Annotated in this window: 15 protein-coding genes; 6 read left to right on the forward strand and 9 right to left on the reverse strand. The window is 44.5% G+C overall.

All coding sequences use genetic code 11. The features are described from left to right. Positions 1–14: 14 nt before the first annotated feature. The 7 genes from ACJJIR_RS14440 to ACJJIR_RS14470 all read right to left on the reverse strand — a co-directional run bounded on the left by ACJJIR_RS14440 (position 15) and on the right by ACJJIR_RS14470 (position 7,856). Positions 15–629, reverse strand: coding sequence for a hypothetical protein (locus tag ACJJIR_RS14440; RefSeq protein ID WP_444905868.1), 615 nt, complete (start codon positions 627–629; stop codon positions 15–17). 613 nt (positions 630–1,242) lie between these two features. Continuing rightward, on the reverse strand, positions 1,243–1,938 hold the full coding sequence (locus ACJJIR_RS14445; RefSeq protein ID WP_444905869.1) for a hypothetical protein: 696 nt from the start codon (positions 1,936–1,938) through the stop codon (positions 1,243–1,245). Between the two features lie 278 nt (positions 1,939–2,216). Next, positions 2,217–3,355 (reverse strand): IS3 family transposase gene (locus tag ACJJIR_RS14450; RefSeq protein ID WP_444905442.1). Its coding sequence is split into 2 segments (ribosomal slippage): positions 2,217–3,106 and positions 3,106–3,355, totalling 1,140 coding nucleotides; the frame shifts between segments, so codons are not numbered across the junction. 781 nt (positions 3,356–4,136) lie between these two features. Beyond that, positions 4,137–4,898 (reverse strand): LytR/AlgR family response regulator transcription factor, encoded by a 762-nt coding sequence (locus ACJJIR_RS14455; protein ID WP_444905870.1) that lies wholly within the window; start codon positions 4,896–4,898, stop codon positions 4,137–4,139. Then, complete coding sequence (locus tag ACJJIR_RS14460; RefSeq protein ID WP_444905871.1) at positions 4,886–5,893, reverse strand: sensor histidine kinase; 1,008 nt, start codon at positions 5,891–5,893, stop codon at positions 4,886–4,888. The genes ACJJIR_RS14455 and ACJJIR_RS14460 overlap by 13 nt, the downstream gene beginning before the upstream one ends. Before the next feature lie 12 nt (positions 5,894–5,905). Further along, complete coding sequence (locus ACJJIR_RS14465; RefSeq protein ID WP_444905872.1) at positions 5,906–7,075, reverse strand: hypothetical protein; 1,170 nt, start codon at positions 7,073–7,075, stop codon at positions 5,906–5,908. 145 nt (positions 7,076–7,220) lie between these two features. After that, entirely contained in the window at positions 7,221–7,856 is a 636-nt protein-coding gene (locus ACJJIR_RS14470; RefSeq protein WP_444905873.1) for a CHAP domain-containing protein, read from the reverse strand. A gap of 380 nt (positions 7,857–8,236) precedes the next feature. On the opposite strand from ACJJIR_RS14470, the gene ACJJIR_RS14475 reads away from it, so the two are divergent. The 5 genes from ACJJIR_RS14475 (at position 8,237) to ACJJIR_RS14495 (ending at position 15,447) form a co-directional block, all read left to right on the forward strand. Next, positions 8,237–9,826 carry a VCBS domain-containing protein gene (locus tag ACJJIR_RS14475; protein WP_444905874.1) on the forward strand — a complete coding sequence of 530 codons (1,590 nt, stop codon included), beginning with the start codon at positions 8,237–8,239 and terminating at the stop codon, positions 9,824–9,826. 22 nt (positions 9,827–9,848) lie between these two features. Next, complete coding sequence (locus ACJJIR_RS14480; protein ID WP_444905875.1) at positions 9,849–10,145, forward strand: hypothetical protein; 297 nt, start codon at positions 9,849–9,851, stop codon at positions 10,143–10,145. Positions 10,146–10,721: 576 nt separating this feature from the next. Continuing rightward, positions 10,722–11,804, forward strand: a complete 1,083-nt coding sequence (locus ACJJIR_RS14485; RefSeq protein ID WP_444905876.1) for an efflux RND transporter periplasmic adaptor subunit — start codon at positions 10,722–10,724, stop codon at positions 11,802–11,804. Next, the gene (locus tag ACJJIR_RS14490) at positions 11,801–14,902 is read left to right on the forward strand and encodes an efflux RND transporter permease subunit (protein WP_444905877.1); all 3,102 of its coding nucleotides are present in this window, start codon (positions 11,801–11,803) and stop codon (positions 14,900–14,902) included. The genes ACJJIR_RS14485 and ACJJIR_RS14490 overlap by 4 nt, the downstream gene beginning before the upstream one ends. A 212-nt stretch (positions 14,903–15,114) precedes the next feature. Continuing rightward, positions 15,115–15,447, forward strand: coding sequence for a hypothetical protein (locus ACJJIR_RS14495; RefSeq protein WP_444905878.1), 333 nt, complete (start codon positions 15,115–15,117; stop codon positions 15,445–15,447). A 64-nt stretch (positions 15,448–15,511) separates the two neighbouring features. Here ACJJIR_RS14495 and ACJJIR_RS14500 read toward each other — a convergent pair whose 3' ends face one another. Together ACJJIR_RS14500 and ACJJIR_RS14505 are read right to left on the reverse strand one after the other, a co-directional pair. Then, positions 15,512–16,726, reverse strand: a complete 1,215-nt coding sequence (locus tag ACJJIR_RS14500; RefSeq protein WP_444905879.1) for a hypothetical protein — start codon at positions 16,724–16,726, stop codon at positions 15,512–15,514. A gap of 158 nt (positions 16,727–16,884) precedes the next feature. Beyond that, on the reverse strand, positions 16,885–18,486 hold the full coding sequence (locus ACJJIR_RS14505; RefSeq protein ID WP_444905880.1) for a sodium:solute symporter: 1,602 nt from the start codon (positions 18,484–18,486) through the stop codon (positions 16,885–16,887). 246 nt (positions 18,487–18,732) lie between these two features. On the opposite strand from ACJJIR_RS14505, the gene ACJJIR_RS14510 reads away from it, so the two are divergent. Next, positions 18,733–19,953 carry an ROK family transcriptional regulator gene (locus tag ACJJIR_RS14510; protein WP_282933612.1) on the forward strand — a complete coding sequence of 407 codons (1,221 nt, stop codon included), beginning with the start codon at positions 18,733–18,735 and terminating at the stop codon, positions 19,951–19,953. Positions 19,954–20,005: the final 52 nt, after the last annotated feature.

A 20,005-nucleotide genomic window follows, 5' to 3' on the forward strand; every position in this document is an offset into this window, starting at 1 on the left:
ACCTGTTCGCACTATTAGTCAGAGTTTTTAACATCACCACATGGATTTGATATGCCATGACTCTCAGCCTTTGCTCCCCATAAATTCACTAACGCCTTGTCACCCTCAAGCTCTGCAGCCTGCAATGCGCCACAGTAAATCCAGCGAGTAGCGTCTGGCGGCATATATCCTATGCGTGGATCGCCCATCAACTCATAATAAAGTTCAAACCCACGTTCAAAAGAATTAAAGAACTTTGGCACCTTAGTAAAAGTTGTTGCAGCAATTCCTTTGAGCAACAAGTCTTGAGGCATCCCCTGAGAGGAACGACCAGGGTTATCCATTTCTTCAATTATGGTGAGCGCCTTATCCATACGGGCAATTCCATTCTCTGCATAACTGACCTTTCTCCAGGGCAACCAGCTTTCTTTTGCCATTAGAGTCTCACTGGCTCCCAGGTAAAAAAGTGCAATAGGATCAGAAGGATTATCTTTCTGTAACGCCTTAAAAGCCTCATAGGACTCCTCTATCGCCGCCCCACCCTGTGCTGCCGCTTTTTGGTACAAATCTTCAATTTGTGCGTCCTGGGCAGCAAGAGATGAAACGCTCACCCCAAGATTTAAAGCCATTATTACAAGTAACCTTTTCATTACACTTCTCCTTGCTTCTGAATTTCTAATAGATTACCTAGCATCCAAGTATCATTCAGGACAGTGCGATGAACTGTCTCTGGGGAGGATAAGAGGCAGAAACTTATGCTGAATGGCTCTAGGGAGCCTCTGAATAACTCCGCGATACCTCTGGCATGCAGAGCGGTTCACAATCAAGGCGCGGCTTCGCAGGAATGTCTAGACCTTTCAAGAAGTCGCAACGCGGAGTGTGAATCGCTCTGCACGCCCCGAAGGGCGGGCCTTGAAGGCCACAGCTGCTGCGTTGCAGCTCTTGCAAAGGGCTACGGCCATTCACGGCGAGCTGCGCCTAACATCTGCAGCCTTCAAGACCCGCAGAGGCATTACGGAGTTATTCAGAGGCTCCCTAGAGGGTGGATAGGTGGAAAATTACTGCACGCGAAGAGATGCTATCGTTAAAGTGTCTAAACTCAGGAGAGAGTACCAATTAGTAAAGACTGCATAATCGCCAAAACATTGAAGACTTGGTATCTAAATTGATACTAATAAGAGTGCGCGATGCACATAGAGAGGATACAGACCAAAAGAGCAGTTCCTTTGATCTGTATAAAATATCAAATGAAATTTACAAAGACTAATCCACCATTGCAATATGGGTGGTCATTTCACCGACAGACTGTCCCAAATTATTTGTAGCTATAGTACGAACAATAAAAACATCGTTTTCAACATCTAAGAGTTCTACTTTTATATCTACATCTTGTCCTGCCAGCGCTAAGTTGTCCGCACATAAATCCGCAGAAGTAACTATAAAACGAGCACTATCTTCACCTGTCAACCGCCTCAAAAATATACAACATGACTTAATAAGGCTCTGCGAGGCAATAGCAACGGGCAACGCTTTCACCTTATCAAAATACCCCATGCACATTTCTGGAGTAACTCTACCGATACTTGCCGTCAGAGACATTAGATCAATATTATGTACATTAATATCAATACTTTTGGAGTAAGGGTTAATATCGCTAATAACAGGAGTGATATCATGGATACTATCACTATATATCTTATGGAAAGATCGCTCCCGCATTACATGATATTTCACGTTAAGCCGTGCCGCCACTTCACCGGCAGGGTCTAACAATTCAGCCTCAGCAACCAACTCTCTCTTATTGGTAAATACGGCTTTGGTTCGGGCCAGAAGGTGATCAGGGCGCATATCAGAAACAAAGCTATCATAAGTTTTCAAATCAGCTTTGCGCGCCAGGTAATAATGCTTGGATCTCACTGGATTGGCCAAAGCGCCAAAACAAGAGCCCAAAATTGCCAAGTGTCGACCAATCTCCGCGACATCCATTAAACTACTTTCATATGTACTTTGACATTGTACAGGCACTTTAGCAACAAGCCAGCCGTCAACGTCAAAATGTAAAGCCTCTAGTGCAAAGTAGGGAGATTTTACCTCAATTAGATCCTCAACTCATTCTACAGAAGAAGAATCCAACTTATAACTATCCAACATAATTATTCCATTAATTATCGGAGAAAATTTACACACAGGTACTCACAGCAGAATACTGTTGTGGTCAACTCCAGCCGGACACTTCTTTAAGCACATTCCTCAAATTCGATAGGGGCTAGATCTCCCAGTGTTGTATGTATTCTGCGTGAGTTGTAATAAGCAATATAGGCTCTTACATCTGCTACCGCATCCTCCCTTGTCGGATAGAGGTTTCCCGTTAACCACTCCCGCTTCAGGCTGCTGAAGAAACGTTCAGTCGGTGCGTTGTCCCAACAATTTCCCTTACGGCTCATTGAACACACCATCCCCTGCTGACTCAATAACATTTGGTAGGTATGGCTGGCATACTGACTGCCACGATCAGAGTGATGCAGGAGACCTTTTGGGGGCGTACGCAAATTGACAGCCATCATCAACGCACGAGTTACCAGGGCCGTTTCCATCTTGCGATCTAGATGCCAACCAACAATCCGGCGCGAATAGAGATCAATCACTACCGCCAAGTACAGCCAGCCCTGCGAAGTCCAAATATATGTAATATCAGTCGTCCAAACTTGATTTTTAGCACTCGGTGAGAACTCCCTATTCAGAAGGTTCTCTGCGACAGGCAGGTGATGTTTACTGTCTGTCGTCAGTGTAAATCGCTTCTTGCGCTTTACTGCCAAGCCTAGCTTTTTCATGAGCTTGCGGACTCGATAGCGCCCGACTTCAAAGCCTTCTTTACGTAACAGCTTCATTAACCGACGACTTCCGAGACTCTGTCTAGATTCTGCAAATAGGGCCTTCAAACGATGGCATAGTTGCCATGTTTGAGCATCTATTGAGCTATTACCACGGCAACACCAATCGTAATAACTAGTCTTACTTACCTGCATTACCCGGCAGAGCACCCTAACAGGAAAGCTGCCTTGCTGTTTTTCAATAAAGCTGTACTTTATTTCATTTCTTTCGCAAAGAAGGCGCTGGCCTTTTTTAGGATTTCTTTCTCCATCCGCAACTGCTTATTTTCACGTCGTAATCGCTCTAATTCTGCGCGCTCGCCTACATCCAACCTCACACCGTCTTCTTCCTGCTTCTGTTCCTTTATCCAGCGTCGCAGGTTATTGGCTGTTGTTCCTACAGCCTCTGCTGCTTTAGAAATTGAATACCCTTGCTCAGAGACTAGCGCTACGGCGTCTTTCTTAAATTCCGGCTTGAAATGCCGACGTGTACCTTTTGTTGTCATACTTCACCTCGCTTGGTAGTTTTACCATCTTAGCGAAGTGTCCGGAAGGATTAGACCACTACATACCTGCCATTACAAGAGGGAAAATAGATTACGCACTTTCGGAAAGAAGGCAGCATATATACCTTCCCAGCCATTTAAGAAAGTGGTCTAAAACAGAAAAACCATAAAGAAAAATCTTAGCCTATTTAACAAACCAAAAGAGCAGAAAATAGACCTCCAGATAGAATCTCAAGCACCAGGCATGAACAAACTCAAATCCACCAAAATAGTTAATCTACAATTAAAAAAACACTCCACCCCTCAAGTCGCGGGCAATTATGCCAATCAAACTCCTAAAGTAAATTACCGACAATTACAAAAACAACCCCCTCAGCTCACACAAGATTAATAGTCAAACTATATAGCAATAGCATACAAATATATAAACAAGCGTCCAAATTCAACCCCAAAAAGCAACCATCCTAAAGTCTTAGCAATTAAAATCACATTAAGTTTCAAGCACGGCTTTAATAGCAATTCAATAAAGCCAATATCATCTTTAACGCTATACTCTCTTATCGTAACCCCGCCTTATCACCCTTCCTTTGATCAGCGGCAGTTTGTGCATTTAGATTAAAGATCTATCGATACCAAACCAACCTGAGTGTCCGGCCTTCAAAAATAAGGGGGGGGGTAAAGTTACTAAATCTTAGGTAGCAGATATGAATCTCTGACATACATATCAATTTAATTAGAGGGATCACCCCCCTAAGTTAAGATAATTATAAGTTGTTGATCGCTACATTGTTTTAAACAACGAAGCAGCCCTGCGACTCACTGTATATTGACGCCCGTCATCCATCACCACAGATACACCGCCAGTTATTCCACGGCATACTTTTTGAATGCGCTTCACACAGACAATTGTAGAACGGTGGATCTGCCAAAATAAATCTGGTTCCAACTGGGCTAACAGCTCCTTTAGTGGGGTTCTGATAATATGCTCACCCTGACCGGAGTAAACCGTCGTATATTTGTCCTCTGCCACAAATGCCGAAACCTCATCGCAGGCAATCAGATGAATATCTTCTCCCTTGCTTGCCTTAATCCAACGAAGGTACTCAGGTCTGCTTAAGGAAAGCTGCCTCAGTAACGCCTCAATATCAGGTCCTGACTTTAGGTTACCCTCTTCCCGGTCTCTCAGGCGCTGCCGAATACGATCACAAGCTTTTTCCAATCGCTTGTCATCAATAGGTTTTAGCAGATAGTCGGCTGCCTCATGCTCAAAAGCACTTACAGCATACTCATCATAGGCCGTGATAAAAACAATAATAGGATTTGTTTGTAATTTGCCAAGAGCCTCAGCAACAGCCAAACCATCCATTCCAGGCATACGAATATCGAGAAAAACCACATCAGGCTCCTCTCGCTGGCACAGAGCTAACGCTTCGTTACCATCACAGGCTTTACCAATAACCTCAAGCTCAGGAAAAATATCGGCAAGCATTTGGTCGAGATGGTGACGCAATAAAGGCTCATCATCTGCAATTATGGCACGCATGGAAACTCCAAACGGGCAGTTACTCCGCCCTGATTATTACTTTGAATCAGTAGCTTACCACGCTCTTGGTAAAGGGTAGAAAGTCGCTCCCTAATATTGCTTAGCGCAATCCCATTGTGTTTGCTGGAGCTAAGTTTATTAGCTCCAGCAGTGAGTCCCACACCATTATCTTCCACCTCAATAACCCATTGGCCTTCCTTCTGTTTCACCCGCAACCGGACCAGTCCACCTTTGGCTGCAGGCTCAATGCCATGAAAAATTGCATTTTCCACTAAGGGTTGCACAAGTAACGGGGGAACAAATGTCTCTAAACTCACATCCCCTGATAAATCAACTTCATACTCTAACCTTTCCCCCAGGCGTATCTTTTGAATCTCTAAATAGCATTTCAAACTGCTAAGCTCAACCTTTAAAGATACCTGATCGGAACGGGATTTTTTCAAGCTAATTCGCAAGAGATCACTAAAGTTATCCAGTAGGTCTTCTGCCTTTTGAGGGTCGTGACGAATTAGCATTTTTAGATTGGCCAGAGTATTGAAAAGAAAATGAGGCTCTATCTGGCTTTGCAGCACTTTTAGCTGGCTTTGAGCAAGAGTCTTTTGTTGTTCAAGCTTTAACAATTCAGCTTCCTGACGTTCCCTCTCAAGCTGGTGAGATTGCTCCCGGTTAAGATGAACTTGATAGAGAAAAATGGAAAGAAGAATGGCAATAATTAAAAAATCAAGTGCCCGAAATTCCCCAAAACCCGATACCCACCACCAAGCATGTAGAGTTCCCAGTACAGTTGCCGCTAAACTCACTACCGCATACTTTACTTTTGAGGGCCAAGTGGGCTTGAAAAACTCGACTACCTGCCTCGTGGATGTCGCTATAAATCCGTACGCCAGAGAAATTACGCCGTGAACTGCATAGCTCCCCCCCCAGATAGCCTGAGTGATCACCGCCACCACCACACAAATTATCAATGTACGTAAGCACTCTCTTAACAGATTCACCCTTAACTCCACTCAAAAAACAATAGTCGTACTCAAGGTAAATACAGCCTGGTTTTGAAGCTGCGCAAAAGCAGACTCATCAGGACCAGCAAAATATCTTACGGATGTTCCAAGTACCCAATCGTCCGCCATCTCCCTCTCACCCCCGATAGTTAAAATAAGGCCACCATCTTCAGGCGTGTATATTAAATCTACTTTTGGATGGTACTCATTATTGGTAAGCGTCCAATGTAAAAGTAAATTATGCCTCAGGGTATTATCACTTAAAAAGGCCATTGCTGAGGATTGGCGAAGGCCATCCCACTGCACTCCCTGATTTTGGTACCATAGGCTGTTATCAAACACCTGCTCCCATTCGCTTTTCCCCCAGGCCCGACTATCAAACCAGTACTCTAAAATAACCGAATGCCCAATGCTGTTTGCCCAAGTCATTCCTATAAGAGCTTGCCAGCCATCATCCATCTGCTCCTGTTTTGGCATAGCCGTCAAAGCTGGGGCTCGCCAGCGCCAGTATTCTTGCTGGTAGCGCCATTCTGTATGGATCTCCCATTGCTCTCCATAAGTATTAACCCAGCTTCCCCCTAAGTTCATACCTCGCTGATCATCTATGTAACCCAGTAACTGCCACTCGGCACTAGCTCCAAGCTGATACCAGCGCATGGCAAATCCCTTCGGGTGGTCACCCCCAGAGGCCTGGCTGATACCGGCATCCACCAGCATTACACTTAGCTCTCCATTTTCAGTGAAACGACTGGCAGACACTACCCCAACTCCTTCGCTCACTTGAAGTGATACCGGATTCCGCTCAATGGGTAAAAACCAATCCAGGGGGCGATGTCCATAACCAACACCAAAGTCCAGGCGGCGCTTGCCCAGCAACCAATCCCAGTCCTGCCAGCTCCCCTGCCAGAAAAGCTCCTCAACTACCAACTCTAAGTCTTCACTGCCACCGCGCTCTGCCTGGTGGAATGCAGAGATCTGCCCTTCCCAAGCTTCATACTGTAGTGCCCCCTGTAGTAAAGCTTGCCGAGACACACTTGATTGCGCCTCAAAAAGTGAGCTATCAGAAGCGCGATCATAAGCGGCTGTCATCGCCAGCTCCCACTGTGATTCAAGGGCATCCGCCTGGCTAGTAGCACTACCAATCAGTAGAGGTAGCGCCCAAAGAGAATATAGTTTCATAGTTGCCTCCATTCGTGGGAAGCACACTACCAACCTTCCAGGCCCATACCATCGGATAAGACCAACGGTACTGGAATCAGATAAATGGCTTTTGACCGAGATTAATGGAGGGGGTTATCCATTAAATAACCCTCTGAAAAGTTGATTACTCTTTGCGCAACCATCCGAGAATACGGTTATTCTCTACATACCATTGCCCTGAGGGCATGAAAATAAGTGGGTAACGCTCTCGGGAGGGAGAAAATGGACCCGCGTTCTGCTGAATAATCTCCAGGGTAGCATTCTCTATATCTACCATAGAAACGATAGCTACATGGCCATAAGGGTTAAAAAGGGAGGGGCTATAAACAACGATATCGCCAATATTCGGAGGGGTATTACCTTGGTTGTGAAACTGCAGTAATCCTCTTTTGGTATTCACACTCCCGTGCTGGACTGTCAGGTCAAAAAAATCTCTAGCATGTCCAAATGTATCCGGCATTCGATGCCCAAATCGCTCGTAATAATAGCGCTTAACAAACTCAACACACTGGTACCTTAGGCCAAGATTATAACCGTCTTCCGAGGTGTTGCGCTCTTCAACATTATTAACTCCTCCATTGTAATAAACTTCTACCCCATGAAGTGAGTCTATAATCTCTCCGACAGAATAAGCTGTATTAAGGTTTAGGCGAGTAGCCAGTTGATATATCACGGCGATCAAAAGTCCTATACCGGCCACAACAACAATTAACCTATCCTTCCTTCCACCTTCTTTGATTGTTTCAACGAAAGACAACATCCATATTTCCCTCTAATCAACCCCAACTAAAAACACCCCAATTTCAGACTCCCACCTGTGCAAAAAAGCAAATGGGGTTAAGTGCACTCTACGTTCAAATATAGGTCTCATTCCTTTATCCTACTCATTACACCTAGTTAACTTTTTGAACCCTGTCATCAATTGCTCAAACGGGGTTCACACTACTTACAGACGCTAATAGCAATTGATCCAACACCGTCACAACCTGCCAAAAAAGCGATAGCTATTTTGCCTTAGGTGACCCAGAATCCAAATATAGACATTTAACTAATAATCAGCAGGAACCGGGCCACTGAGCAGCTGTCCATCAATTACAAATCGCCTTGCTCAATTAGATTAAGAAATACGTCGAGTTTGTCATGCCTGATACCCTAAAATTCCTTACAGCATTCAGCTTATCGGTTCTCCTTACAGCTTGTGGTGGAGGGTCCAGCAGTAGTAATTCCAACGATGAGACTACTGAAACCGAAACAAGTACCGACGGCGGAGACAACAGTGGTTCTGATGATTCCGATAACGGGGACGACGACAGTGATGAAGAAACGGGGGGCTACACTTTTAACCCCAGTAGTCCCCTGGCATCACTTATCGTAGGGACACAAGAGTATGCCAGTGGCACTCTCAGCCTCGAAGATACCGATAGTAATAGCCCCACTTTTCAAGCCAGCAGTGTGGCCGGAAGCTATGGAGATTTTACTCTCTATGAAAGTGGAAACTGGGAATATCAATTAAACACCAGTTCCCAGAGTTTGAATGATGGTGAGTCCGTGGAGGACACTATCTCTTTCCAGCTCACCGATGGCAGCACCCTCTCCGTGGTGTTCTCTATTCAAACCATCGAAGCCACAGAAAGCAGCATTGTCTTTATCTTTATGAACTTCTCAGATGCCGCCGTAGAAGATGATCTAAGCATTACCCAAATTGCAAATATGGCTTTCAATGACACAGATTCTCTTGATAATGCCTACCATGAAAACTCCCTGGGACAACTAAAGTTCAGCCGCCATCTAAGCAATGACACTTCACTAGATCAATACTGCTACGGTGAAGACAATGATGAGAGCACTTCTATAGACTGCTTTACCTACAGCATTGCCGACAGCCAGAATGGCGGTGTATTGAGCATCGAAGATGCGGAATCTCGCTCGGGCAGTGAATATAACGATAGCGGCTATACATGGAGAGATAGGGCAACCAGTTGGATCGAAAGCAATTACGTAGACCCCAACAACCAGCCCGTAGAGCTCAACGATTGGCGTCATCGGGTCTACATTTTCCCGGAAGCTGCGGCCAGTGCAGGACTGGTTGGCACGGGAGTCGCCTCTGTCGGAGGCCGCTGGAGCATGATAATTGCAGATAGTGATCAACTGATTATGGGCCATGAAATTGGGCACAATATTGGCCTGAGCCACGCAGGCAATGACGATAATAATGATGGGGATACCAACGATAACGGTGAGAGTGAATATGGTAGCGACGGCTCCCTAATGGGAAATGCTTGGCAATCACGACTCTTTGGAAGCGGTCATCGTGACTATATGGGCTGGTATGACTCATTCCCCGGATACACTGAAACCATTGAGGCGGTCGCAGGCAGCACCACTAGTATTGAGTTTCAAGCCATAGAACTTACTGCTGGTGAGCTTAGTGGCGATCTTCCTCAGCTCTTAAAGGCCGAAAGCATTGGTAGCAGGAATGGAGAAAACTACTATTACATCGAATACCACGTCGAGCACGACACCCTCAACCCCCGTCCACACCACGAAAATGCGGTAACAGTTCACTATCTTAGCGGCACCAGTAATAACAATGTTACCGCCAATCAGGTAGCCACACTGTCAACTACCGGGGACAGCTTTACTGACTCATCTGCTGGGATCACTATTGAATTCCTATCCACTGACAACAGCACCAACTCTGCAACTGTTTCTGTAACTTACGATGAATAATTTAATGGGGAGTAAGACCGCAATGAAAAATCTACCCTTAGCCCTACTTCTCGCCCTTTCCTCTTCAGCGATTGCCGAAGAGACCGTAACTGGCGTGTTAGAGGAAGAGATCTCCGAGAACTTTCAAACAGGAGAAGTGGATCACCGCTTCTCCGTAAAAGACGAAACTACCGGTGACTACTACTTTATCGACGCCAAAGAGGCAAAGAAGAAAGGTATGCAATCTGGTGAGCGAGTACGTATCCATGGAGAACGAGAAAACAAACGGCGTTTTCGTATACGTGAATCTCAACGCCTGGAGTTAAGACGAGAGGAGTAACGCCCTATCTAACTATAATTTTAACTCCTACCTCACAAATTCCGCATAGATCAATTCGGGTGTACAGAACATTATCAGTGCACCCGCTTTACACAACACCAATTAGCCTAACACCTAGCCACCTCAGACCTAGATACATTTTACTGGCCACATTATTAAAGTTAATTATTTAAGTCTTATAATATCGGCACATCTTTACCATTTAGGTAAGTTACAAACAGACCTATTCAAACTACGCCGATAGAAAACCCGAGTAGGTAAGTCACTCTGAAATTCACAACGCCACTCCCGCCGTCATTTACAGCTGAGCATATAAGCGCTGCAATATATGCAGTAAAACCTAGTTTTTGGCGCCAAAGACATCCATTGTGAAAGTTGACATTTTATAAAATTCTGAACGTGAACAACTCACCCCTTGTAGATTTCATCTTACCGCACCGAGATTGCAGCAAATAGCTCATCCAAATACCTTTTAGTCAAATATAATACTAAAGGCACTTCAGTCTCTTTAATTTTAAATACTAATTACCGCGCTTAAGCAATTAACTCAGAAATAAAACCGACCAGAGCCTCAGGATGAGAAACAGTAAAATTAAAAAGCTCTTTATGGGTAGCATCCCACCTATTCTGTTAATTATTGGCTCCAATAGCCTTGCCAACGATAGCCGCACAGTACTAGTAGAAGCAGCGCAACCCTGGGAGCAAGCTATTAGAACAAAGTTATTTTGCTCTGTATCATCCCCTGCCCTACATCAAATATCTAGTCACTCAGATGCTGAACTTATAGAAATAAAGCCTGTTGGCTCCATTATCAAAGCTGGTGAACTAGTAGCAGCCCAGGATGACTTTTATCTCTCCCAGCAAATGAAGATCATTCGCACCGATATTGAATTAACACAAAGCCAGCTTAACTATGCAGAAGAAGAACTAGGTAGACTGGAGAAACTTCGCTCCGCCGACATGGTTTCTCAGTCTCATTTAAATAACCTTAAGCTCAATGTGGACACCTATCAATTAACCAGGCAAAGACTCGAACAACAACTAAATACAGCTGAATATCGTTCTAAACGACTACTACACTATGCAAAAACCGATAGTCAAGTTTTAAGCATAGAAGCTAATCCTGGAGAAAACCTCAATCCAGGACAAAGAATTATGCAGTTACTCCCACTAACTGAAAACCAAATTGAATGTAGTCTCCCTGAAGAACACATAAATAAAGAAAGCCTGCTAAGCAATAGCACCTTCAAAATTGAGGAGCAAGATATTGAACTCAGAAATATCAGCCATATAGTAAACCCAGAAACACAGAACTTTAATCTCTACTTTAAAGTAAACAGACAAAAATTCAAATCCTTACTGGTTGGGCAGCGATTTGAAATAACTATGTTTACCCCTTTCGCGGGTCATAGCGAGCAAGAATACATTACTAGAATTCCTAGTGACGCCGTAATTCTTGAGAATGGGCGACAATATAAGGTTTGGACTCTAGACAACGGTCAAAGAGCAGTTAGTACCAGGGTGCAAATAATAGATACTCTCGATAATTACTTTGTCGTACGTTCAAGCATTGCTCCTGGCGATCTTTTGATTGTACTAGGTCACGAAGGGTTACAACTCAATGAAGCCGTTACTCCAACAAAGAGGGAAAACACATGAAGTCCCTGGAGAAATACAGCTCAATTATCATCTGTTGTACCTTTACCCTAATAATAGCCGGGGTTATAGCCGGGATAAATTTACCAAACGCCCTACTTCCATCCATTAATCGTCCACAAATTGCACTCGCAACCTCCTGGCCAGGAAAGACCGCAGAAGAAATAGAACAAATACTAATTGCTCCGCTAGAACAGGAGCTCTCCAGCCTAAGCCACCTCAAAGAATTGCAAACTAATGTTAATAGTAGCTGGGCTTGGACCGTAATTGACTTCCATTCGGAGGCAAATATGGAGAAAATGTATATTGAGGTCCTCTCCAAAATCAACCAAGTACCCAATTGGCCAACACAAGTTCGCAAACCGGATGTATTCAATTTTGCAAATGGTGCAGGGGCTACGCTTGGATCCTTTTTCCTATATTCTGAGAAGCCAGCTAGCGAACTTGAATTAATCGGCGCGTTTATAAATCATGTAAAGCCAGCCTTTAGCAAAGTTCCTGGTGTACAGTCTATTGAAGAGGCCGGCACACCCACTGCCCAAAGGGTCGATATTGAGTTCGATCCGGAAAAGATGACTCGGTACTCTTTAACCATTAGTGAGATAACCGAAAATCTAAACAATCTAACGGATCGTTCGGGAGGAAATCTAAAAATTGGATCAAAAGATTATGCCCTTCATTTTAAGGGGCAGATCCCACTAGAGGAACTTTCAACGCTACCTATCGCAACACGAGAAAGCCAAATCATTCAACTCTCGGATATTGCTTCGGTAAAAGAGCGTGTAGCTTCAGATTGGTTATATTTTGCCCTTGAAGGCAATAGATCTCTATACTTCTACCTACGCCCTACCGAAAATGTCAATGTTCTAGAAACCATCGCCCAGCTCAAATCAACAATAGAAGAACTAAATGACGGAGAGTTAAATCGACTGGGGATGAAGCTCGCCATAAGCCGGGATGACTCCACGGGTATTCGGAATTCCCTCAGCCTGGTATACGGAAGCCTCCTGCTGGGATCACTACTCGCCTGCCTGGTTATTTATTGGTTTTTACGTAACCCCAGAACTCTAACCCTAATATTTCTAAGTATCCCCATTTGTATCTCTCTGGTAGTTCTGGGAATGTATCTTGGAAATAGAAGTATGAACGTAGTTTCACTTGCAGGGATTGCACTTTCTATCGGGTTAATGGTCGATGCAGCAATTATTGTCGTAGAAAATATTCAAAGACTGCGCAAGCAGGGTATAAATATTCAGGAAAGTATCACGCGGGGAACCAAAGAAGTTTCGGGCCCATTAGTTTCATCTACAATATCCAGTGTTATCGTATTCCTGCCCATTATTGCCATGCAGTCAGCAACAGGGCAGCTTTTTCAGGACCTGGCCTTCACAATTTCAAGCGCATTATTAGCATCACTATTGTTTGCTCTACTAATACTACCCTCATTGGCCAGACATTTACTTGGAAAAGCAGCAATTGCTGAGGAGGGATCCAGCAGTATCAAAATCAATAAAGTGCTTGAATGGTGGGTGAAGCTTTCTATCCGTTCTGCAAGCAACCCTAAGCTAGCTTCCACTGTGATTTTGTTAGGATTACCTGTCGCACTCATTACCACTTCCTTTTCTAGCCCTGACATTGATGTCCTCCCAGACCCCAAACAAAATATGGTCTCTGTTTATATCAACTTTGAAAGTCCTTTATCCACAGAGACCATAAGAAATGAAATTGGGGAACGGGTCGTAAATAGAATCACAGCCAATAGAGAAGAAATAGAGAAACAAGTTTCAACCTATGGAATAATTTGCAACCCAAATAATTGCAATCTCTATCTATACACAAAAGGGGACTGGGATTTTGAAGAACTAAAGAGTTGGCTAAATGAAAAAGCTCTCTTTGGACTAATCGGGACTCGAATACATTTCAGACAAGGTGGTTTACTAAGGTTTGCCCTACCCAACAACCGTATTAGCCAGTTAGATATCAAAGGGGCAGAGCTATCTCGACTACAGATGGCCGGGAGTGAGCTGATGAGCCATTTACGCTTAGAGTTTCCAGAAGCACAAATTCAAGAGGGTAGCGCACTTCAAAATAGAGCGATTCGTATTGAATTTCAACCCAAGCTAGTACAATTAGCTCGTTTAGGTATTACGATATCGGAATTAAATCATCATCTGATGGCTTTAACCGACGGAATATATATTGGGCACTTCTATACGGGAACCAACACTCTTCCTTTTTACCTTAAAGCAAGAGAACCACAAAATCTTGAGACGCTCCTAAATACAGAGATACTGATTGACAGTCACGGCTTTATACCTCTACGTGAATTGACCGATGCCAAAATCACTCAAGCGCCAGCTAGTATACTTCGTGTCGGCCAGGAAGTGAGTGCATCAATAAGCTTAACTCCTCCCGAAGGCGTTGCTATGAAGTCTTTTGTCGAGGATGTTGATCAATCTGTGAAAGAGTTTTTATCAGCAAGTTCCTACAATGATCTTCATACACAGTTTAGAGGTAGCGCCAATGAACTCAACCTGTTCCTCAGTGAGTTTCTAAAGATTTTTGCAGCCGCTATTGCAGTATTGGCCTTATTATTGTATTTCGCCCAAAGGTCCGCAAAGTTAGCAGCAGCAGTACTCTGTGCTGTACCCTTATCATTCGCTGGCGGAATGATAAGCTTACAAGTTTTAAATCTATTTACTCCCCAAAGCCTGGATGTAATAACCATGATCGGCTTTGTAATCTTAATGGGACTGGTAGTTAATAATGCGATACTACTAGTCAACCAATTTCATAAGTCATTGCAAAACGGAGCCAATCAATTAGAGGCGATATATATGGCTGCCAGCTTGCGTGTCCGCCCCATTATGCTTACAACAATTACCTGTATCTTTGGCAATATCCCTTTAGTACTTAACCCCGGAAGTAGCGCAGCTATCTATCGCGGTCTAGCTGCGGTTATTACCGGCGGAATGGTGTTTAGCGCCTTATTTGTCTTGGCATTTATGTCTGCTTTACTATCACAGAAGCTGTTTAGCTCTCATACGTCTGACACTACCCAAAAGAGTGAGTTGAAACTGCCGGAAGCCTCTACTGCGTGATATCTCTCATTTGACCTCAATTTATTCACGCCCAAACTGGAAGCATTATTTTTGTGCCAGAATGGGCGTTAATACCTACTCCGAAAAGTACTTTGCGACGCAGTGCGCCACTTATTCAAGTGACTTTATTTGCTATAGTTTTATAGGATGTAGTTAACCAACATGGAGAGCAAAGGTTGAATTACCACTTATAAATTGGTAAGGAATCAAGGATGAAGTCTCTAATATATTTACTTTTGAGTATCCCATTTACACTGCCACTTATCAGCGATGCCGCTTGGACAGAGAAGGCGCAAATTTACTACTTAAAAGTACACTCGAATGGTGTAGATGTCAGACTTAGAGGATTTGTCAATCCAGAGACAGAGGTGAGCTGCGTGAGCAAGAACACCTTTTTTCTTATCAATGACGACTCTGCCATATACAACACCAAAGTATCTTTTCTGCTTTCCGCATATATGTCCCAGAAAACTGTAAAGTTCAGTTACTACGGATGTGAAGATGACAGGATTCGCTTAGGCTCAATCCGGTTTCATGATGAGTAGCCAAATCTCATATGATTGACTGGCCCTTTATAATTTGGGCCAGTCAATTCTTATCAATATCAATCTAGAAAACATCCGGATCATCTATCAAACTTGCATTTTCCAACCCATAGTACTCGATCACCCAAGCATAACTCTGGTATATCTCATAACGAGTCGGATAGGCCCGCCCCACTTCATCCCAGCGTTTCCGCGCATTGGAATAGCTGGAACCTTTGATAACTCCTGACAACTCGAACTCATCACCATTATGGGGATTCATGACCGTTGTGGTATAGGGAACTTCAACCTCGCTATTTTCCACCATCATCCGCGCCATCATCAATCCATAGGCGGGTACATTAGATGGCATGGCATCTTTAACAGTTTCCTGGTTGCTTTTGGTCGATGTTTCCCCAACGGTCGTTGAAACACTAAAAGTCTCAGAAAAACTGAATGTAATGGAGCCACTATTTTCAACAGCGCCGGGAACACCGACCTTGTAACCCTCGGTCAAGCTAACTCCAGCAGTAACCGAAATACCCATAGTATTAGTCCAGGTATCTGTTTCACTCTTCCCGTCGGTATACCAGACTTCTGTACTGTCGTTTTGGGCAATACTGCCAGAGTTTTCAAGTAATCTCTCACCAAAGAATGTCCTGGTATTGTTGGGGGTTTCCACAATCTGATCCCAGTGAATCTCTACGCCAGATTCCACCAATTCCAAACGATCCGCAACGCAAGGGTAAATACTCCAAACTTTACTATCACTCGCAGTACCAGCAAATCCAACTACTGACCGGGTTCCAATACTTAGATGGTATTCCTCCCACTTATACCAGCCATTATTACCTCCAAAGGTAATATCACGGGTTGAGTTATCAGCCATGTCTTTCAAGTAGACTCGAATCCTGGAAATATTGCCATCGCGCTTTTTATAGAAGCGCCAACCCTGAATATATTCGGTAGCACCAAGCAACTTTCGATACCCGGAGATTGTGGTTTTGCCAACCTCCTCATCTCCTGCATATAAGTATTCGAGTTTTAACCCTTTGATTCTCTCATCACCGCTAAAACTGGTTATAGCGGTGATCTTGTCTCCAGGGATTCGGGTGGTAACATAGCTATCACACATATCGAAATCGCTACCATTCCCACTCTTACCATACTGAAATATTGTATCGTACCTTAGGGTCCCACCATTATCTGATGTATTAAAGTACTGATCCAAAATATTTTCTGTTGCACTAATCTGCACAGAAGCCAATAAACCTAACATCGCTGTGACGAAATACTTCATAGTCAACACCTTCTTTATAAGATTATTCTTTTAAACGGATACAACTATCTGAGTACAACCTTTTGTCAACTTCGTCCGTGTCCAACCCTCCTGTATTGCCTTTATTGTTTAAGTTTTCCATCCTGTGGGGTGAAAAATAGAAGTAATCTGACTTCGCGCTACCAGAACGAGCCCACCACCAACGCAGTAGCGACAAGCAGTAGCACGGATAGAACTCGATAGTTCTGCCATAATGGCTGTGCTTTTAGGGATACAGTCTCAGTGTCAAAATCGCTTTTAGACCAAGTGAAAGACTTGGCTTCTTCGCTAATCTCAGTTGGATTAAGCAGGCTGGTAATCACCAATACCAGTGAACAGAAGACAAACAAAATTGGAGCAATATAGAGGAAATGTAAGTTTGTCCAGTCGAAGACTTCATTGACAAAAAAGAGGCCAACACCGCCCAAGGTACCTAATAGCAAAGTAGCTATAGCTCCCTTGGAGTTAGCACCACGCCAAAAGAATCCGATCAGGAAAAGTGCCAGTACAGGGGGAACTGCATAGGAAAGTACCTTCTGCAGATACTGAAATAAGGAACCAAAACTCTCAATCTGTGGTGCCCAAAGTACGGCAAGTATCATAAAGATAAAGGTAACCAGCTGACCTACACGCATTAACTGGTGCTGGTTTAGGCCCGGAAAAAACTTCCGCACAAAGTCCATGGTCACCAGCGTGGAAGCTGAATTAAGCGTGGAATCAATTTGCGACATTAGTGCAGCAACAAAACCAGCCAATACTAGCCCCAGGATACCAACAGGCAACAGCTCAAATAGCAGAGTTGGATAAACCATATCTGCGCGCTCTAGCTCGGGGAAAATAACAATCGCCATAGTGCCAGGCAGAACCATGATAAACAGCACGGGAAGTTTGAGCAGACCGGCAAATAAGGCTCCCCAGCGGCCGTGATTAACATCTTTTGCACTGAGTACCCTTTGCACCATAAATTGGTTAGTACACCAGAAATAAAAACCCAGCAAAGTGACTCCCGTAATTAGCCCCAACCAGGGCACACTCGAATCACCGATGGGCCGTATCAGACTCAATTGTTCCGCCGAGACCTGGGATACAACATTTTCCCAACCTCCTGCGCGATCCAGGGCAAAAATACTGATCAGGATTGAACCAAATATCAGCAGCAGCGCCTGAATGGTGTCGGTATAAATAACCGCAGCCAAACCTCCACAGATGGTGTAGATACCCGCGATCACCGCCAAAATTGAAATCGTGGTCCAAATTGGTAATTCAGGAAATATCAATTTCATTACCAGGGCCCCTGCATAGAGGCTACCTGCAGTATCAACCACAATATTCAGGAAAATAGTCAATCCCGAAAAATAAGTGCGCGCGGTGCTGTTAAAGCGACGCTCAAGCATTTCCGGCATCGTGTAAATGCGCGAGCGAAGAATTGTCGGCAGATAGAAAACGGCAAAGAAAACCAGGATAACCGCCGCCATCCACTCATAGTTGAAGACCGCTATGCCAGTGCTGTAAGCATCTCCGGCTAAGCCGATCAAAGTGGTACTCGATATATTGGAAGCGAACAGGGATAAGCCAATCAAGGGCCATACCATTTTCCTCCCAGCCAGGAAGTAGTCCTCTGCAGTATCGTGGCGGCGACTTAGGAAGAGCCCAAGGGCGATAGTGAAAACAAAATAGACGACCAGAATGGTCGCATCGACTGGGTGAAGACCAAAATCGACCGGCATAACTTCCTCGTTCACTGCTAGCAGCGTATTTTTAGAATGATTTGCTTGAACTTGGACAAAAATTAAATCACAGTGATTTAATTAAGTAAAGCCAAGCTTCAATAAACAAAAAAAGCCATATCAATCAATAAGTTATATAAACTCAGATCTTAGTACCAACGAAGCCAATAGACTAAGCAAAGGCTTTAAAGTTACACTTTTAACAATAGAACCGGACAATCGGTGGCCGGATCAGATCACGTTTCATCTCAGGGGGCACGGATGGGTAAAGGTAGCAATTCCAGTGGTTTACGCCGCTATAACGAGCGAGTGGTGCTCACGACCTTGCGGAAGACTGGCGCAGCCTCCAAGTCCGACCTAGCGCGCCAAACTGACCTCACCGCGCAGGCGGTTACCCGGATTGTCGATGATTTGGAAAACGCAGGGCTGGTGATGCGAGAGGGACGCCGACTGGGCGGCAAAGGCCAACCCTCGATTATGTACGTTATTAACCCTACTGGTGCTTACTCTGTCGGCATCAAGGTGGGACGGCGCAATATCGAGCTGCTACTAATGGATTTTGGTGGCACAGTACTAAAGAAAATTTGCCACGAGTTTGAATTCCCGGAGCCCGAATTTTTATTGGCAAAAATTGAATCGGGCCTCCAGGCACTTACTGATACCCTACCCGCTAAGGACAGAGGGAAACTAGTGGGCGTGGGTATCGCTATGCCCTGGTTTATCGGCGCCTGGACCGAAGAGCTCAATATGAGTGAAGAACTTGCCGCCCAGTGGCAGGAAATTAATTTTGCTGAAGAAGTTGCTCAGCGCACACATCTGCCGGTCTTCTTCGAGAACGACTGTTCCGCTGCTGCTGTTGCCGAATTGCAGTTTGGCAATGGCCAAGACATATCCAATTTTCTCTACGTTTATATCGGGACCTTTATCGGTGGAGGCCTGGTATTAAATGGCAGTCTGGAAACCGGCGTCCATGGCAATGCGGGCAACCTGGTTTCCCTGCCAGTACCCCGCTCAAAACTTAGCAGCACCCCTGAAAATCAAGGAGCATTTGAGCTACTCCTCAATCGCGCTTCACTATTTGGGCTGCGCAGACATTTACGAGAGTGCGGCATCGAAATTACCAGCACTTCCGAACTTGAAACGGTAATGGACCAGGCCCGCCCTCAGATCCAGGAGTGGCTGGACGACTGTGCAGATGCGCTGGTTTATGCATTTCTATCGGCAATCAGCGTACTGGACCTGGAGGCTATTATTGTCGATGCGCATTTACCCCGCTTTTTATTAGACGAACTGGTCGAAATGATCTCTCGCAGGATAAAGCAGGTGGCACCTTCAGGTGTATTTGCGCCCAAAATTGTCAGTGGAAAAATTGGAGTCGACGCCATCGCCACAGGCGGTGCGATTCTGCCTTTTTACTCAATTTTTGCACCGGATAAAACAGTTCTATTAAAGGGCGGTATACCAGGAAGAATATCTACCTGATTGCGCCTTAATTGGAACCCCAGAAAAGCATAAAAATAACTCTGGGCTCCCT

The sequence above is a fragment of the Microbulbifer maximicatervae (SeqCode) genome (genome assembly GCF_052467385.1).

Excerpts from the sequence above, each read along its gene's own strand:
- ACJJIR_RS14440 (WP_444905868.1), bottom strand. The coding sequence starts at position 629 with ATGAAAAGGTTACTTGTAATAATGGCTTTAAATCTTGGGGTGAGCGTT.
- ACJJIR_RS14470 (WP_444905873.1), bottom strand. The coding sequence starts at position 7,856 with ATGTTGTCTTTCGTTGAAACAATCAAAGAAGGTGGAAGGAAGGATAGG.
- ACJJIR_RS14510 (WP_282933612.1), top strand. The coding sequence starts at position 18,733 with ATGGGTAAAGGTAGCAATTCCAGTGGTTTACGCCGCTATAACGAGCGA.
- ACJJIR_RS14485 (WP_444905876.1), top strand. The coding sequence starts at position 10,722 with ATGAGAAACAGTAAAATTAAAAAGCTCTTTATGGGTAGCATCCCACCT.
- ACJJIR_RS14500 (WP_444905879.1), bottom strand. The coding sequence starts at position 16,726 with ATGAAGTATTTCGTCACAGCGATGTTAGGTTTATTGGCTTCTGTGCAG.
- ACJJIR_RS14475 (WP_444905874.1), top strand. The coding sequence starts at position 8,237 with ATGCCTGATACCCTAAAATTCCTTACAGCATTCAGCTTATCGGTTCTC.
- ACJJIR_RS14465 (WP_444905872.1), bottom strand. The coding sequence starts at position 7,075 with ATGAAACTATATTCTCTTTGGGCGCTACCTCTACTGATTGGTAGTGCT.
- ACJJIR_RS14455 (WP_444905870.1), bottom strand. The coding sequence starts at position 4,898 with ATGCGTGCCATAATTGCAGATGATGAGCCTTTATTGCGTCACCATCTC.
- ACJJIR_RS14490 (WP_444905877.1), top strand. The coding sequence starts at position 11,801 with ATGAAGTCCCTGGAGAAATACAGCTCAATTATCATCTGTTGTACCTTT.
- ACJJIR_RS14480 (WP_444905875.1), top strand. The coding sequence starts at position 9,849 with ATGAAAAATCTACCCTTAGCCCTACTTCTCGCCCTTTCCTCTTCAGCG.
- ACJJIR_RS14495 (WP_444905878.1), top strand. The coding sequence starts at position 15,115 with ATGAAGTCTCTAATATATTTACTTTTGAGTATCCCATTTACACTGCCA.